Source organism: Aeromonas aquatilis (assembly GCF_054052405.1).
The window spans coordinates 1-15,230 of sequence record NZ_JBSTYP010000086.1; the positions used below are offsets into that span (position 1 = coordinate 1).

Genomic DNA, 15,230 nt, shown 5'->3' on the forward strand with positions numbered 1-15,230 from the left:
CTACCTGAAGAATTACCTGGGTTGGCGCAGGATGCTGGAGCGTTACGGGAGGGGCGTGAATATCAAAGCATGTTTGCATGAGGCGCTGGGGTACCCCATGCAACACGTAATTGGGACATAGCCTTTCTATTGGCGCTGTTGCGAGCAATGGTGCCCTTGTTCTTTGCTCACCGGACCCCTTGCGGGAGAAGGGGGTGAGGGGAGCTGCAAACTTTGTTGCAAATATGCCCAACAAACGGAAAGGCCCCTCACCCTGCCCTCTCCCAAAGGGAGAGGGAACAGACACCGGATCGAGCTACTCCTTTAGCAATCGGTCACGGCATAGCATCGAGTGGCTTAGACAGCAGCAGTCAGCTGTACTTCGACCTTGTAGCCTTCGTGGGCGAGGCGGGCTTGTACGCAGGCTCTAACCGGTGCGGTGTCGGCATCTTGTTGTTTGCTCCCTTCTCCCCTCGTGGGAGAAGGGGCGGGGATGAGGGGGATAACCGCCTCTTAGACAGCGGCAGTCAGCTGCACTTCGACCTTGTAGCCTTCGTGGGCCAGGCGAGCTTGTACGCAGGCGCGCACGGGGGCGGTGCCAGCCGGGATCCAGGCATCCCACTGCTCGTTGAAGGCAGCGATGTCCTGAATGTCCTTGAGATAGATATTGGCCATCAGGATCTTGTCGACGCCGGAGCCGTTGGCTTCCAGCAGGCGCTGCAGGCTCTCAAGCACTTCGCGGGTCTGCTGGTGGATGTCGGCCTCTTCGCTGACGGGCACTTCCACCACGTAGAGGGTGCCATTGTGGATGACCACGTCTGACCAACGCTGGGTGGTGCCGATTCGGGTAATGGTTGTCATGGAGTGCTCCGGTACGGGGGCTTATTGACCCTTGCGGATCAGATAGCGGTAGGGGGCCTGCTCTGTCTCGCTGGCGACCAGGGTATGATCCATAAAGCGGCAGAAGCTGGGGATGTCGCGGGTGGTTGAAGGATCGTCGGCGCTGACCAGCAGGGTCTCGCCATCCGCCATCAGCCGCACTTTCTTGCGAACCATCATAACGGGTTCCGGGCAACGAAGCCCGATTGCGTCCAACTCGTGGGTTGCGCCGCAGAATAAATCACTCATCTATTATCAACCTTCAACCTATTCGGCTGCCAATGATACTCAGGGCTAAAAAATAATCAAACAAACGACCCATCAACCAGCATATGTAACCGAAATGTTATTCGACCCTATCCAGCTTGCGCCGGACGAGTAATATAAAAATTGAACCATATTCAACAAGGAGGTGAATATGCAGGTCTCCTACGGCAGATTACAAGCCTATGCAGGCATGGGGTTCTTGTCCTTCGCCATGATAGTGATGGGCAGCCCGATCGGGAACACCGGTACCTGGTTCGGTTCCATGGTGATGGTCGGGTTGGGGCTCTGGATCGAGCTCAGCGATTACTATGACGAGGATGAGGACGAAAACGATCAATCCTGAACCAGATGACGATTCAACAACAAAGGCGGAGCAATTCCGCCTTTGTCATTTCTGCCGATCAGCCATTTGCCCGGATCAGCGGGTCGAGCGCATCGCCCGCTCCAGATGCAGCGCCGTCTGCTCCGGGTTGGCCTTGGGGTCGTTGAAGAAGTTGCTCAGTACATCCATGATCGCCTGACGCATATTGGTCGGCGTCGCCATCCCTTCCGCCATGCTGGGCAGCAGGTTGTCCTGCTTTTCCGCCAGCAGGAAATCCTGATAAGAGCGGATGGTGCAGCGGTCGAACTTGCTCATGTCGGGATTGGTCAGTGCCGGGATCGACCCCTTCACCCGATTGAACTCCTCCTGGAATTGCGGCGTCATCAGCAGTTGTGCCAGATCGCCTTGCGCCTGCAGCTGGGCCGGATCCCGCTGTTTGAACATGGCGATGGAGTCGAGGTTGTAGCTGAACAGTCCGGCGCTGCCCGGGCTTGGCAGGCAGGCGATATCCTCACCCGGCCGGTAGTTACCGGCGCTCAGTTCACCCTTCACCCAGTCCCCCATCACCTGCATGGCGGCGCCACCGCTCTCCAGCAGATTGGTGGCCTGATGCCACTTCAGACCGGCGTATTTTTGTGGCACATAGGCGCGCAACTGCTGGAAACGGGTCAACACCCGCACCATGTCGGGGCCGGTCAGGGTGGCACTGTCCTGTTCGAGGAATGCCTTGCGGTAGAACTCCTTGCCGCCCTCACCGAGCGCCACCGTTTCAAACAACACTGCCAGCTGCCAGGGCTCGTTGCCGATGGCGAGCGGGGTGATGCCCCGTTTTTTAAGCTGGTCGGCGATGGTGACGAACTGGGCCCAGTCAGTGGGCGGAGTCAGCTTCTGCTGTTCAAAGACCTTGCGATTGAGCCACAACCAGTTGACCCGGTGGATGCCGGTGGGCACCGCCATCAGGGCACCATTCTGGCTGAGGGTCGCACGCACCATGGGCGGCATCTGACTGTACCAGCCGAGGTGATCGGCCATGGGACTGAGATCCCGCAGAAAACCGAGCCCCGCCCACTCCTTGAGCTCATACCCCTTGAGATGGGCCGCCTCCGGCGGGTTGGCCGCCAGTGCCCGGCTCTTCAATACCGTCATGGCGCTCTTGCCGCCGCCGCCCTGTACCGCGAAGTCGTTCCACTGGTTGCCCTGTTTGGTCCACTCGGATTTGAGCACTTCGACCGCTTTCGCTTCGCCGCCTGACGTCCACCAGTGCAGCACTTCCACCTGGGAGGCGGCAACGGGAGCAGAGAGCAGGGCGATGACAGAAAAAGACAACCACTTCATAAGGTTACTGCCTTGGTAGGGAGAGCGTGGCCTGCAGGCCACCTTGCGGACGGTTTTCCAGCACCAGATCGCCGCCGTGGGCGTGGGCTATGTTGCGGGCGATGCCAAGGCCGAGGCCGGTGCCTGCCTGATCGGTACTGAGCCGGTAATAGGGTTCGAAGATACGCTCGAACTGATCGTCCGGCAGGCCGGGACCCTCATCCATGATAAAGAGGATCAGCATCTCCTCGTCATCCATGATGATGATGCGCACCTTCTGGCCGTACTTGATGCCGTTATCCACCAGATTGCCGATGCAGCGCTTGAGCGCCAGCAGCTTGCCGCGATAGGGCCACTTGCAGTGCCCTTCGATAGTCAGCCGCTCGTCGTGCAGGTTCATCGACTCCGCCATCTGCTCCAGCAGGGCGTTGATGTCGATCTCCTCGATATTCTCGTGGATGTCGGTCTCTTTGACCGTCTGCAGCGCCCCTTTCACCATCAGCTCCAGCTCGTCGAGATCCTTGTTGAACTTGGCGATTTGCACCTCGTCATCGAGCAGTTCGACCCGCAGCCGCAGCCGGGTGATGGGGGTCTTGAGGTCGTGTGAGATGGAGCTGAACAGCCGTTCCCGATCATCGATATAACGGCGGATGCGGTGTTGCATGATGTTGAAGGCGCGGGTCGCCGCGACGATCTCGGAGGCACCCTCCTCCTTGAGCGAGGGTTGGTCGATATCTTTGCCCAGATTCACCGCCGCCTTGGCGAGACGGCGCAGCGGCCGGGTCTGCCAGCGCACCAGCATAAAGGTGAAGAAGCAGAGGAACACCGTCATCAGGGCGATGAAGCGCACCTGGTTGCTTGGCATGACGGTATCGTCGAGGGTCATGTAGGGGGCGGGCAGCAGGGCCGCCAGATAGAGCCACTCCCCCTTTTCGATCTCGATCTGGGTCACCAGTACCGGTGGATTGAGCGGCTCCAGCGACAGGGTGTAACGGGCCCAGGAGGAGGGGAGATCCGCCAGCAGGGTGTCGTTGTTGAAGACGTGGAGGTCATCGGGGCGGGAGAAGTCCACCTTGATCGCCATGGCGTCGGAGAGCTTGCGGGTCAGCACCCCCTGCACCTCCTGCAGCACCAGCGTCTTGCGTTCGCTGTCGGGGAGGGCGTTGATGTGGATCTCCTCTTCGTTCAGCGAGACGAAGAAGCGGCTGCCCCCCATGTTGCGCAGCTGGTCCAGCGCGATATGGCGATATTGCAGCGGCAGGGATTTGAAGAAATTGACGGTGGAAGCGGCAGACATGGCGAGGTTGCGGGTGGTGCTGAGCATCCCCTCCAGCTCCCGCTTCTGGATCTGCTGCATCCAGATGCCGGTCAGAATGGTCTGGGAGAGCAGGATGGCCAGCAGCAGCAGCAGGATCATCCGTGACAGCAGGGAGCGGGGCACCAGTGCCCCCCAGGACCACTTGTGGCTCATGGCAGCTCGTGCACCTCGGCAATCAGCATGTAGCCGCTACCGCGAATGGTCTTGATGATGCGCGGGCTCTTGCCGTTGTCGCCCAGCTTCTGGCGCAGGCGGCTGATCTGCACGTCGATGCCGCGCTCCATCGGCAGGCTTTCGCGGCCGCGGGTGGCATCCGAGATGGTATCGCGATCCAGCACCACGCCGGGCTGTTGCAGGAACATGCCGAGCAGCATGGCATCGCTGCCGGAGAGATCCAGCAGGCTGCCATCATCATGGGTCAGCTGGTGGCTCAGGGTGTCGAGGGTCCACTCGGCAAAACGCAGGCGGCGGCTTGGCTCTTTCTCTTTTTCCGGCTGGCGGAATTCAGCGCGGCGCAGCAGCGCCTTGATGCGGGCCTGCAGTTCGCGGGGGCTGAACGGCTTGGCGATATAGTCGTCGGCGCCGAGTTCCAGGCCGATCACCCGATCCGCTTCGTCGGAGGCGGCGGTCAGCATGATGATGGGCACCTGGGAGTCACGACGGATCTGCTGGCAGAGGGTAAAACCGTCATCGCCGGGCATCATGATGTCCAGAATAATCAGGTCCGGGCTGTGCTGGGCGAGTTGCTGGCGCATCTCGTTACCCTCCGCCGCCGTCAATACCTGAAAGCCCGCCCGGGTCAGGTACTCATTGAGCAGCTCGCGGATCTCTTGGTCGTCATCGACGATCAGCAGTTGTTTGCTCATTGACATATGTATGTGCATCCACCCATTTTTTTGTGCAGATTGAACCTGTCGGGGGAGTAAAAAGCAAGCAAGCCCCCTATCTAATGTGAGGTTTAAGGCAATAACAGCCTATTGATAAGATTAAAACGAAAAAAGGCCGACCCAAACGGGACGGCCAACAGACAGCTTCTGACTACTGACGAGCACCCCGTGTGGCGATCGTCACAGACTTGAAAAGGGGCCAGTCAGACTGGCCCCGAAAAGGGACAACTCTCAGTAGTGCATCCCGTCGATCCGGCTGGTTATCACACCCGTTCAAACACGGTGGCGATGCCCTGACCCAGACCGATACACATGGTGGCAACCCCCAAGGTGGCATCCTTCTCCTCCATCAGATTGATGAGGGTGGTGGAGATGCGGGCGCCGGAGCAGCCGAGCGGGTGGCCCAGCGCAATGGCGCCGCCGTTGAGGTTCACCTTCTCGTCCACCTGATCCTGCAGACCCAGATCCTTCACGCAGGGCAGGGACTGGGCGGCAAACGCCTCGTTCAGCTCGAACAGGTCGATATCACCGACAGTCAGGCCGGCACGCTTGAGCGCCTTCTGGGTCGCCGGTACCGGGCCGTAACCCATGATGGCGGCGTCACAGCCAGCGATTGCCATGGCACGTACCTTGGCGCGCGGCGTGAGGCCGAGGGCCTTGGCGCGATCTGCGCTCATCACCAGCATGGCGGCGGCGCCGTCAGACAGCGCCGAGGAGCTACCGGCGGTGACGGTGCCGCTGACCGGATCAAACACCGGGCGCAGCTGGCTCAGAGTTTCGATCGTGGTCTCCGGGCGGATCACCTCGTCATAGTCGTAGAAGAAGCGGGCGCCGCTGGCGTCATGGCCTTCCAGCCCGACGATCTCCTTGGCAAAACGCCCTTCCACGGTGGCCGCGTGGGCGCGGCGGTGGGAGCGGGCGGCAAACTCGTCCTGCTGCTGACGGCTGATGCCGTGCAGCTTGCCGAGCATCTCGGCGGTCAACCCCATCATGCCGGAGGCTTTCGCCACCGACTTGGCCATGCCGGGATGGAAGTCGACGCCGTGGCTCATCGGTACGTGACCCATGTGCTCGACGCCGCCGATGATGAAGATATCCCCATCACCTACCTGAATGGCGCGAGAGGCGTCGTGCAGCGCCTGCATACTGGAGCCGCATAGGCGGTTGACGGTGACCGCCCCCACCTGCTTCGGAATACCGGCCAGCAGCGCGGCGTTGCGGGCGATGTTGAAGCCCTGCTCCAGGGTCTGCTGCACGCAGCCCCAGTAGATATCCTCGATCTCGTTCGGGTCGAGGTTGGGGTTGCGCAGCAGGATGGATTTCATCAGGTGCGCGGACAGATCTTCTGCACGCACGTTGCGGAAGGCGCCGCCTTTGGACCGGCCCATCGGGGTCCGGATACAGTCGACAATGACTACGTCTTTCATGAATGGATCTCCTTTCCGCAATCAGTAGAAGGTTTTGCCCTGGGCAGCCATCTCGCGTAAGCGGTCGCTGACGCGGTAGAGCGGGCCCAAGTCGGCATACTGGTCGGCCATGGCCACGTAGCGATCCAGACCAATGGTGTCCAGATAGCGGAACACGCCGCCGCGGAAGGGAGGGAAGCCCAGACCGTAGACCAGCGCGATGTCGGCTTCGGCTGGTGTGGCGACTATGCCCTCTTCCAGACAGAGCACCACCTCGTTGATCATCGGGATCATCATGCGAGCGATGATGGCGTCTTTGTCGAAATCCTGTTTCGGCTTGGCGATGGGGGCCAGCAGCTCGTAAGCAGTGGCGTCGGCCACCTTCTTCGGTTTGCCCTTGTTGTCCTGTTCGTAGGCGTAGAAGCCCTTGCCGTTCTTCTGACCGAAGCGGTTCACTTCGTACATCACGTCGATGGCGGTGCGACCTTCCTTGCTCATGCGTGCCGGGAAGCCCTGCGCCATCACGTCACCGGCATGGTGGCCGGTGTCGATACCGACCACGTCCAGCAGGTAGGCGGGGCCCATCGGCCAGCCAAACTCCTTCTCCATTACCTTGTCGACGGTGGCAAAGTCGGCGCCATCGGCGACCAGCTTGTTGAAGCCGAAGAAGTAGGGGAACAGCACGCGGTTGACGAAGAAGCCCGGGCAGTCGTTGACTACCACCGGGGACTTGCCCATGGCGGCGGCGTAGGCCACCACGCGGTTGATGGTTTCATCGGATGTCTGCTCGCCGCGGATGATCTCCACCAGTGGCATGCGGTGCACCGGGTTGAAGAAGTGCATGCCGCAGAAGTTCTGCGGGCGCTTCAGCCCCTTGGCCAGCAGCGAGATGGGAATGGTGGAGGTGTTGCTGGCGAGCACGGCGTCTTCGCCGATGATCCCTTCCACTTCGCCCAATACGGCGGCCTTCACTTTCGGGTTCTCGACCACGGCTTCGACCACCACATCCACGTGCTTGACATTGTCATAGCTGAGGGTCGGGGTGATGGCAGAGAGCACCTGGCCCATCTTGATGCCATCGATGCGGCCCTTTTCGAGCTGGCCGTTGAGCAGCTTGGTGGCTTCGCCCATGCCAAGTGCCTGCGCCTTCTCGTTGATGTCCTTCATCACCGCCGGAATGCCCTTGCTGGCAGACTGGTAGGCGATGCCGCCACCCATGATGCCGGCACCCAGTACGGCAGCGTGGCCAGTGGCCTTGCTCGCCTGCTTGGCCGCCTTCTTGGCCAGCGCCTTGATGTGCTGATCGTTGAGGAAGATACCGACCAGTGCCTTGGCGACATCGGTCTTGGCCAGCTTGATGAAGCCTTGCGCCTCGGCCACCAGCGCCTCGTCACGGCCCATACCTGCGGCGGTTTCGACGGTTTTCACCGCAGTCATCGGCGCCGGATAGTGTTTGCCCGCTACGGCGGCAACCATGCCGGCGGCGGTGGTGAAGCTCATCATGGCTTCCAGTTTGGAGAGGCGCAGCGGCGCTTTCTTGGCGGCGCGACGGCTCTGCCAGTCCAGCTTGCCCGCGATGGCGTCCTTGATCATCTGCAGCGCCGCGCTCTGCAGTGCATCCGGGGCGACCACGGCGTCGATGGCGCCCACCTTGAGGGCGTCATCGGCACGGTAATCCTTACCGGTGGTGATCCACTCAAGCGCGTTGTCAGCGCCGATCACCCGCGGCAGACGGACAGTGCCGCCAAAGCCCGGCATGATGCCGAGTTTGGTCTCGGGCAGGCCAATCTTGGCGCTGGTGTCAGCCAGACGGAAGTCGGTGGAGAGAATGGTCTCGCAGCCGCCGCCGAGGGCGTGGCCCTTGATGGCTGAGAGGGTGGGCACCGGCAGATCTTCGATGGCATTGAAGATGTCGTTGGCCTTTTTCAGCCAGCCGAGCAGATCTTCTGGCGGCAGATCGAACAGTTCCAGGAATTCGGTAATGTCGGCACCGACGATAAAGGCGTCTTTGCCGGAGGTGAGGATCAGACCTTTTAGTTCACGTTCTTGTTGTAATGCGGCGATCGCTTCGCTCAGTGAGAGCAGGGTAGCGCGATCCAGCTTGTTGACTGAACCCGGGGCATCAAACCTCAGCTCGGCGATGCCGTTTTCGAGGTAGCTGACCGACAGGGTTTCGCCTTGGTAGATCATGAGAGTGTCTCCTTGTTCCCACTCAGTGGGGAGTGGTGCTCCTTTATCCCCAGCAGGGGGCGAGGCTCACTATTGATCCAAAAGGAGACATTTTCAACACCTATTTAAAACATTTGTTTAACAGTTATCGAGTAAAAGCTCCTCATCACAAAACAGGCGAAAGAGAGGCGCCTTGCGGCGCCTCGGATGAATATGAGTTTGTTATCAACTGGCCAGTTCCGGCCGGTTGCGATACTGGTTCAGCACCTCGGGATCGGCGAGGGCGTGGGTGTTGTTGACCGGCCGGTTGTGCACCACTTCCCGCACCGCCAGTTCGACGATCTTGCCGGACTTGGTGCGTGGGATGGCATCTACCTGCAGGATGCGGGCGGGCACGTGGCGGGCGGTGCAGTGTTGCTTTATTTGCTGGCGGATCCGCTCGCGCAGCGGCTCGTCCAGCTTGCAGCCCGCTTTGAGCTTGACGAACAGCACCACCCGCTCGTCCTGCTGCCACTGCTGGCCGATGACGATGCTCTCCTCCACCTCGTCCAGCTGCTCGACATAGCGGTAGATCTCGCTGGTGCCGATGCGCACGCCGCCCGGATTGAGGGTAGCGTCGGAGCGGCCGTAGAACAGAATGCCGCCGGTCGGGGTCAGCTCGATCCAGTCGCCGTGGCACCAGATATTGTCGAACCGTTCGAAGTAGGCGGCGTGGTATTTGTCGCCATTTTCGTCGCCCCAGAAGTAGATGGGCTGAGCTGGGAACGGCTTGGTGCAGACCAGCTCGCCTTTCTCCCCCTGCACCGGCTGACCCGCTTCGTTGAATACCTGCACCGCGAGACCGAGGCCGCGCCCCTGACTCTCACCGCGATAGACAGGGCTGAGCGGGTTGCCGATGACGAAGCAGGAGCAGATATCGGTGCCACCTGAGATGGAGCTGAGCTGCACATCCTGCTTTATCTGCTGATAGACGTAGTCGAACCCCTCCGGCGATAGCACTGAGCCGGTGCTGCAGATCAGCCGCAAGTGTGGCAAGTCGTGGGTCTTGATCGGGGCATAACCCTGCTTGTGCAGCGCATCGAGATACTTGGCCGAGGTGCCGAACAAGCTGACCTGCTCGTCGCGGGTCAGATCCCACAGCACATTGCCATCCGGGTAAAACGGCGAGCCGTCATAGAGCACCAGAGTTGCGCCGGAGGCGAGGGCGCTCACCAGCCAGTTCCACATCATCCAGCCACAGGTGGTGAAGTAGAAGATCCGCTCCCCCGGCTTGATGTCGCAGTGCAGCTGGTGCTCTTTCAGATGTTGCAGCAGGGTGCCGCCGATGCCGTGCACGATGCACTTGGGTTTGCCGGTGGTGCCGGAGGAGTAGAGGATGTAGAGCGGGTCATTGAAGGCCATCGACTCGAAGGTGAGCTGGGCATCGTGTTGGCTTGCCAGCACTTGCTGCCAGTCGTGACCAAGCTGCAGCGGGTTGTCGAGCAGGGGGATCATCACCGTCTGCTCTATGCTGCCGATCTGGCTCACCACGCTGGCGACCTTCTGTTGAATGTCGATAGCTTTGCCGTTGTAGCGATAGCCATCCACCGCAAACAGCACTCGTGGTTGGGTCTGGCCGAAGCGCTCTACCACGCTGGCCTCGCCAAAGTCGGGGCTGGTGGAGGTCCAGATCGCCCCGATGCTGGTGGTTGCCAGCATGGCAACCACGGTTTCCGGAATATTGGGCAGATAGGCGGCGACCACATCGCCACGACCAATCCCCTGATGACGCAGCCACTGTGCCAGTCGGGCAACCTGTTCCCCAAGCTCACGCCAGCTCAGAGTGCGACTTGGGCTACCTTCGATGCGGGAGATGATGGCCGGGCTCTCGTCCTGACGGCGCAGCAGGTTTTCGGCGAAGTTGAGGCGGCTATCGGGGAACCAGCGGGTGCGCTGCATATCCTGACGGTTCTCCGCCACTATGTTGCCGAGCTCGCCCTTGACGCCGCAGTGCTGCCATACCAGCGGCCAGAAACGGGTGGTCTTCTCCACCGACCATTGATAAAGCTGCGGGTAGTTCTGCAACTGCAAGCCGTGGAAACGGTTCACCTCCGCCATAAAACGGTAGAGGTTGGATTGCTGCATCCCGAGCGGATCCGGTTGCCACAGGCAGAGGTTGTCCATGAGTAATCCCTGACTTCATGTATCTACCGGCAGTGTATTGAATTGTTTTTGATTTGTTAATAATTGGTTTTCCGTTGATAACAAACACGTTTGTAACGTATGCGTTACCTCACGAAGCGGCAGCTTGACGGGTCGAGCCGCCAAGCGCTTGATGTTATGCTGCAATCACATTCACCTCGGAGCAGGACGCCATGAGCAGCTACAGCCAACTTTTTGCCCAGCACCTCGATACCTTGCAGCAGCGCACCCGCGACATTCTGCAACAACAGGGGCTCAGCGGACTGGCCATCCACTCCGGCCAGACCCACCGCATCTTCCTCGATGATCAGGATTACCCGTTCAAGGTAAACCCCCACTTCAAGGCCTGGTTGCCGGTGCTGGACAATCCCCACTGCTGGCTGCTGGTGGACGGGGTGAACAAACCAATCCTGCTGTTCTACCGCCCGGTCGATTTCTGGCACAAGGTGGCGGATCTGCCCAATGCCTTCTGGGTCGAGTTCTTCGATATCCGTTTCCTGACCCGGCCGGAACAGGTGGCCGACCATCTACCTGCCAACAAGCAGGAGTGGGCCTATCTTGGTGGTCATCTGGAAGTGGCCGAGCTGCTGGGGCTGACCCAGCCCAATCCCGAGGCTGTGCTCAACTACCTGCATTATCACCGCGCCTACAAGACCCCCTACGAGCTGGAGTGTTTGCGCGAGGCGAACCGCATCGGTGTTCGTGGTCATATCGCCGCCAAGGACTCTTTTATGGCGGGGGCGAGCGAGTTCGAGATCAATCTGGCCTACATGAAAGCGGTCGGGCAGGGGGCCAATGAGGCGCCCTACGGAAATATCGTCGCCATCAACCGCAATGCGGCCATCCTTCACTACACCCATTTGTCTGCCTTGCGGGTGCCCGATGCGGAGCGCCACTCCTTCCTGATCGATGCCGGCGTCGATTTCCACGGTTATGCCTCCGACATCACCCGTACCTGGGCGTGGCGGCGCGGCGAGTTCGCCGATCTGATTGCAGCCCTCGACGAGCAGCAGCAGGAGATTATCAAGGAGATCAAACCGGGCCGTCGCTACAGCGAGCTGCATCTGCAGATGCACCACAAGCTGGCGCGCCTGCTACAGACCACCGAGCTGGTGGACATGTCGGTGGACGAGATGATCAACACCGGGGTGACCAACGTCTTCTTCCCTCACGGCCTCGGCCACTTCCTCGGTTTGCAGGTACACGATGCGGGCGGTTTCATGCAGGATGAGCGCGGCACCCATCTGGCGGCGCCCGAGCTGTTTCCCTATCTGCGCTGCACCCGGGTGATGGAGGTGGGTCAGGTGTTCACCATCGAGCCGGGCCTCTATTTCATCGACAGTTTGCTGGAGCCGCTGCGTCAGAGTGAACAGGGTAAACGGGTCAACTGGAACAAGGTGGAAGCGCTGCGGCCGTTCGGCGGCATCCGCATCGAAGACAACGTGGTGCTGCACGCCAACGGGGTGGAGAACATGACCAGACAAGCAGGGCTCTGATGGCGGCAGCGTACTCCATTCCGGCCGCTCCATTGGCGCTCAGCGAAGAGATCAAGAAGAGCCGCTTCATTACCCTGATCGCCCACACCCCGAGCGTCGAGGCGGCCAAGGGGTGGGTTAACGAGATCAAGCGCCAACATCCGGCCGCTCGCCACCACTGCTGGGCCTTTGTGGCAGGTGCGCCGCAAGATAGTCAGGTTTATGGCTTCAGCGATGACGGCGAACCTTCCGGTACTGCGGGCAAGCCGATCCTGGCCCAGTTGATGGGCTCGGGGCTCGGTGAAATCTGTGCCGTGGTAGTGCGTTACTACGGCGGCATCCAGCTTGGTACCGGTGGGCTGGTCAAAGCCTATGGGGGCGGCGTCGGTGCCGCCCTCAAGCAACTGCCTACCCTGCTCAAGGTGCCGCGCACTCCCTCCCTGATTCACTGCGATTACGCTGACATGGGGACGGTCGAGTCGCTGATCAGCTGCCATAATGGCGAATTGCTGGCAGCGGATTACGGTCAGCAGGTCACCCTGCATGTGGCGTGGGATTCCTCGGTGTGGGGCCTGGTGGACCGTGAATTGACCGACCGGACTCATGGGCGGGTATCCCTCAGCCCCTTAGATGGCTAGAATCCATCGCTCTTTAATTGGGGAAAGGGAGCTGTAATGCACATCCTGAGCATTATTCGCATTGTTGGCCTGCTGGTTGCGCTGTTCAGCTCGACCATGCTGTTGCCTGCACTGGTGGCCTTTGGCTATCGGGATGGTGGTGGTGCAGAGTTCATCAACTCCTTTTTTATTGCCCTGCTACTCGGTGTGGTGCTCTGGTTTCCCAACCGCTATCACAAGAAGGAGATGCGCTCGAAAGAGGGCTTTCTGATTGTGGTGCTGTTCTGGACCGTGTTGGGCAGTGTGGGGGCAGTGCCCTTCATCATGAGCGATGTGCCGGATATGTCGGTCTCGGAGGCCTTCTTCGAATCTTTTTCCGGCCTGACCACCACAGGCGCAACGGTACTGACCGGGCTCGATAACCTGCCCAAGGCGTTTCTGTTCTATCGCCAGCTGCTGCAGTGGCTGGGGGGGATGGGGATCATCGTACTGGCGGTGGCCATTCTGCCGCTGCTGGGTATCGGGGGCATGCAGCTCTATCGCGCCGAGATCCCGGGGCCGGTGAAGGATACCAAGGTGACGCCGCGCATCGCCGAAACGGCCAAGGCGCTCTGGTTCATCTATCTGCTGCTCACCGCACTCTGTGCGCTGGCCTACTGGCTCGCCGGAATGACGCTGTTCGATGCTGTGTGCCATTCGTTTTCGACGCTGTCGGTCGGTGGCTTCTCCACTCACGATGCCAGCATCGGTTTCTTCAACAGTCCGGTCATCAACTTGATTACCGTGGTGTTCCTGCTGCTGGCCAGCGTGAACTTTGCGCTCCACTTTACCGTCTTCTCTCACCGCCCGGTGCGGCTCGGTCGCTACCTTTACGATTCTGAACTCAAGGTGTTTCTGGCCATCCAGGCGACCCTGGTGATGATCTGCTTTGTCGCCTTGCTGACCCACGGACACTACGCCACCTGGCAAGAGGCGCTCAACCACGGTCTTTTCCAGGCGGTCTCTCTGGGGACCACCACCGGCTACAGCACCACGACCTATGCAGATTGGCCCTCGTTCCTGCCCATGCTGCTGATGTTCTCCGCCTTTATTGGCTGTTGTGCAGGCAGTACCGGCGGCGGTATCAAGGTGATGCGTTTTATGATCCTGTTCATGCAGGGGATGCGCGAGTTGAAGCGGCTGGTTCACCCCAGAGCCATCTATACCTTGAAACTGGGGAATCGGGCGGTGCCCGAGCGCATCGTTGAGGCGGTGTGGGGCTACTTCGCCACCTATATTATTCTCTTCTTTATGTTCATGCTGCTGTTGCTGATGACGGGGCTGAACGAAGTGACCGCATTCACCGCTGTGGCTGCGGCTTTCACCAACGTAGGCCCGGGTTTGGGAGAGGTATCAGCCAACTTCGGCAATATCTCGCCAGCGGCCCAGTGGGTACTGGTGTTGGCTATGTTGTTTGGCCGATTGGAAATTTTCACGCTTCTGGTACTGTTTACTCCTGCATTCTGGCGTAGTTGAGGTTGTTATGGACAAGATTCTGGTGCTTTATTCCTCTCGGGATGGCCAAACCCGCAAAATAGTCGATGTCATGCTGGAGCTGATGCCGGGATGCGAAGTGGTGATGCACGACCTGCACACCTTGCCGATGTGCAACCTCAGCAAGTATGCCAAGGTCTTGATCGGCGCCTCTATCCGTTATGGCAACTTCCACCCCAGCCTGTTCAGCTTTATTCACGCTCATCAGGAGCAGTTGGAGGTGGCCAATGCGGCCTTCTTCTGTGTCAACCTGACGGCCCGCAAGCCAGAGAAGCAGACTCCGCAAACCAATGCCTATATGAAGAAGTTTCTGCGCCTCTCCCCCTGGAAGCCGAAAACCCTGGGGGTGTTTGCCGGCGCGCTGCAGTACTCCCGCTATAACTGGTGGCAGACTCGCATCATCCAGCTGATCATGAAGATTACCGGTGGTAGTACCGACACCCGTAAGGACATTGAATTTACCGATTGGGAAAAGGTGCGCAGCTTTGCCCGCGAATTTTGGTCAAAAAGGTAGCAGCGTGATGTGAATTCAGGGTTTTTTGCCCGAAACTGCCCCGCCGATGCGGGGCTTTTGTTTAATAAAGCAACGGTTGAACCGAAAAACTGTAAAAAGTGCCATTTTTTGCAGTTTTCCTCTTGTCATCCCGGCGCTGCTCCCTATAATGCGCCCCTACCAGCACGGCGGAACACGCCGAACTGATGAGCCAGCTTCCTTGTGAAGCAGGCGCCGAAAGAAAAGCGAAAACAATCGCTTGACTTTCGAAGTGAGAAGCGTAACATGCGCCTCCTCAACGCGATAAGCGTGACGCTCTTTAACAATTTGAATCAAGCAATCTGTGTGGGCACTCACAGCATCGAACATCAAAAACAATTTTTGATTTTC

The 15,230-nt window shown here is 59.6% G+C and carries 14 protein-coding genes and 2 pseudogenes; 6 read left to right on the plus strand and 10 right to left on the minus strand.

Features of this window, described 5'->3' with window-relative positions:
• Positions 1-121, plus strand: a pseudogene (locus ACW5W8_RS22005) (IS1595 family transposase); the annotation flags it as partial.
• Between the two features lie 215 nt (positions 122-336).
• Here the strand turns inward: ACW5W8_RS22005 and ACW5W8_RS22010 are convergent.
• From ACW5W8_RS22010 to tusA, 3 genes and pseudogenes are all read right to left on the minus strand, one after another.
• Positions 337-426, minus strand: a pseudogene (locus tag ACW5W8_RS22010) (endoribonuclease L-PSP); the annotation flags it as partial.
• A gap of 66 nt (positions 427-492) precedes the next feature.
• A complete protein-coding gene (locus ACW5W8_RS22015; RefSeq protein WP_019446300.1) occupies positions 493-840 on the minus strand; it encodes a RidA family protein in 348 nt (115 codons plus the stop codon).
• Positions 841-861: 21 nt separating this feature from the next.
• Positions 862-1,107, minus strand: a complete 246-nt coding sequence (tusA, locus tag ACW5W8_RS22020) for a sulfurtransferase TusA (RefSeq protein ID WP_005339470.1) — start codon at positions 1,105-1,107, stop codon at positions 862-864.
• A 169-nt stretch (positions 1,108-1,276) separates the two neighbouring features.
• Between tusA and ACW5W8_RS22025 the strand changes: the two genes are divergently transcribed.
• Positions 1,277-1,468: a hypothetical protein gene (locus ACW5W8_RS22025; protein ID WP_005339471.1), complete on the plus strand. Its 192-nt coding sequence runs from the start codon at positions 1,277-1,279 to the stop codon at positions 1,466-1,468.
• A gap of 75 nt (positions 1,469-1,543) precedes the next feature.
• Here the strand turns inward: ACW5W8_RS22025 and ACW5W8_RS22030 are convergent, their stop codons facing one another.
• The 6 genes from ACW5W8_RS22030 to ACW5W8_RS22055 form a co-directional block, all read right to left on the minus strand.
• On the minus strand, positions 1,544-2,782 hold the full coding sequence (locus ACW5W8_RS22030; RefSeq protein WP_498630432.1) for an ABC transporter substrate-binding protein: 1,239 nt from the start codon (positions 2,780-2,782) through the stop codon (positions 1,544-1,546).
• A gap of 4 nt (positions 2,783-2,786) precedes the next feature.
• A complete protein-coding gene (locus ACW5W8_RS22035; RefSeq protein ID WP_498630434.1) occupies positions 2,787-4,232 on the minus strand; it encodes an ATP-binding protein in 1,446 nt (481 codons plus the stop codon).
• Positions 4,229-4,951, minus strand: coding sequence for a response regulator (locus ACW5W8_RS22040; RefSeq protein WP_431362284.1), 723 nt, complete (start codon positions 4,949-4,951; stop codon positions 4,229-4,231). The genes ACW5W8_RS22035 and ACW5W8_RS22040 overlap by 4 nt, the downstream gene beginning before the upstream one ends.
• Positions 4,952-5,229: 278 nt before the next feature.
• The gene (fadA, locus tag ACW5W8_RS22045; RefSeq protein WP_498630437.1) at positions 5,230-6,393 is read right to left on the minus strand and encodes an acetyl-CoA C-acyltransferase FadA; all 1,164 of its coding nucleotides are present in this window, start codon (positions 6,391-6,393) and stop codon (positions 5,230-5,232) included.
• Positions 6,394-6,414: 21 nt separating this feature from the next.
• Positions 6,415-8,562 carry a fatty acid oxidation complex subunit alpha FadB gene (gene fadB / locus ACW5W8_RS22050; RefSeq protein ID WP_498630439.1) on the minus strand — a complete coding sequence of 716 codons (2,148 nt, stop codon included), beginning with the start codon at positions 8,560-8,562 and terminating at the stop codon, positions 6,415-6,417.
• Between the two features lie 204 nt (positions 8,563-8,766).
• Positions 8,767-10,704 carry an acetoacetate--CoA ligase gene (locus ACW5W8_RS22055; RefSeq protein WP_498630440.1) on the minus strand — a complete coding sequence of 646 codons (1,938 nt, stop codon included), beginning with the start codon at positions 10,702-10,704 and terminating at the stop codon, positions 8,767-8,769.
• Positions 10,705-10,895: 191 nt separating this feature from the next.
• On the opposite strand from ACW5W8_RS22055, the gene pepQ reads away from it, so the two are divergent.
• From pepQ to hemG, 4 genes are read left to right on the plus strand one after another with little or no spacing between them, the layout of a single operon-like run.
• Entirely contained in the window at positions 10,896-12,218 is a 1,323-nt protein-coding gene (gene pepQ, locus ACW5W8_RS22060; protein ID WP_498630442.1) for a Xaa-Pro dipeptidase, read from the plus strand.
• Complete coding sequence (locus ACW5W8_RS22065; RefSeq protein ID WP_498630443.1) at positions 12,218-12,835, plus strand: YigZ family protein; 618 nt, start codon at positions 12,218-12,220, stop codon at positions 12,833-12,835. Before pepQ ends, ACW5W8_RS22065 begins: the two co-directional genes overlap by 1 nt.
• A 36-nt stretch (positions 12,836-12,871) precedes the next feature.
• Positions 12,872-14,329: a TrkH family potassium uptake protein gene (locus ACW5W8_RS22070; protein WP_498630445.1), complete on the plus strand. Its 1,458-nt coding sequence runs from the start codon at positions 12,872-12,874 to the stop codon at positions 14,327-14,329.
• Positions 14,330-14,336: 7 nt separating this feature from the next.
• The gene (gene hemG / locus ACW5W8_RS22075; RefSeq protein ID WP_498630447.1) at positions 14,337-14,861 is read left to right on the plus strand and encodes a menaquinone-dependent protoporphyrinogen IX dehydrogenase; all 525 of its coding nucleotides are present in this window, start codon (positions 14,337-14,339) and stop codon (positions 14,859-14,861) included.
• A 156-nt stretch (positions 14,862-15,017) separates the two neighbouring features.
• On the opposite strand, the gene ACW5W8_RS22080 is transcribed toward hemG, so the two are convergent.
• Positions 15,018-15,230 (minus strand): hypothetical protein (locus ACW5W8_RS22080; RefSeq protein WP_498630449.1); only part of this gene is annotated, 213 nt, incomplete at its 5' end.

What these genes read in the sequence shown, in the direction of transcription:
- ACW5W8_RS22015 (WP_019446300.1), bottom strand. Translation starts at nt 840, where the DNA reads ATGACAACCATTACCCGAATCGGCACCACCCAGCGTTGGTCAGACGTG.
- tusA (WP_005339470.1), bottom strand. Translation starts at nt 1,107, where the DNA reads ATGAGTGATTTATTCTGCGGCGCAACCCACGAGTTGGACGCAATCGGG.
- ACW5W8_RS22025 (WP_005339471.1), top strand. Translation starts at nt 1,277, where the DNA reads ATGCAGGTCTCCTACGGCAGATTACAAGCCTATGCAGGCATGGGGTTC.
- ACW5W8_RS22030 (WP_498630432.1), bottom strand. Translation starts at nt 2,782, where the DNA reads ATGAAGTGGTTGTCTTTTTCTGTCATCGCCCTGCTCTCTGCTCCCGTT.
- ACW5W8_RS22035 (WP_498630434.1), bottom strand. Translation starts at nt 4,232, where the DNA reads ATGAGCCACAAGTGGTCCTGGGGGGCACTGGTGCCCCGCTCCCTGCTG.
- ACW5W8_RS22040 (WP_431362284.1), bottom strand. Translation starts at nt 4,951, where the DNA reads ATGTCAATGAGCAAACAACTGCTGATCGTCGATGACGACCAAGAGATC.
- fadA (WP_498630437.1), bottom strand. Translation starts at nt 6,393, where the DNA reads ATGAAAGACGTAGTCATTGTCGACTGTATCCGGACCCCGATGGGCCGG.
- fadB (WP_498630439.1), bottom strand. Translation starts at nt 8,562, where the DNA reads ATGATCTACCAAGGCGAAACCCTGTCGGTCAGCTACCTCGAAAACGGC.
- ACW5W8_RS22055 (WP_498630440.1), bottom strand. Translation starts at nt 10,704, where the DNA reads ATGGACAACCTCTGCCTGTGGCAACCGGATCCGCTCGGGATGCAGCAA.
- pepQ (WP_498630442.1), top strand. Translation starts at nt 10,896, where the DNA reads ATGAGCAGCTACAGCCAACTTTTTGCCCAGCACCTCGATACCTTGCAG.
- ACW5W8_RS22065 (WP_498630443.1), top strand. Translation starts at nt 12,218, where the DNA reads ATGGCGGCAGCGTACTCCATTCCGGCCGCTCCATTGGCGCTCAGCGAA.
- ACW5W8_RS22070 (WP_498630445.1), top strand. Translation starts at nt 12,872, where the DNA reads ATGCACATCCTGAGCATTATTCGCATTGTTGGCCTGCTGGTTGCGCTG.
- hemG (WP_498630447.1), top strand. Translation starts at nt 14,337, where the DNA reads ATGGACAAGATTCTGGTGCTTTATTCCTCTCGGGATGGCCAAACCCGC.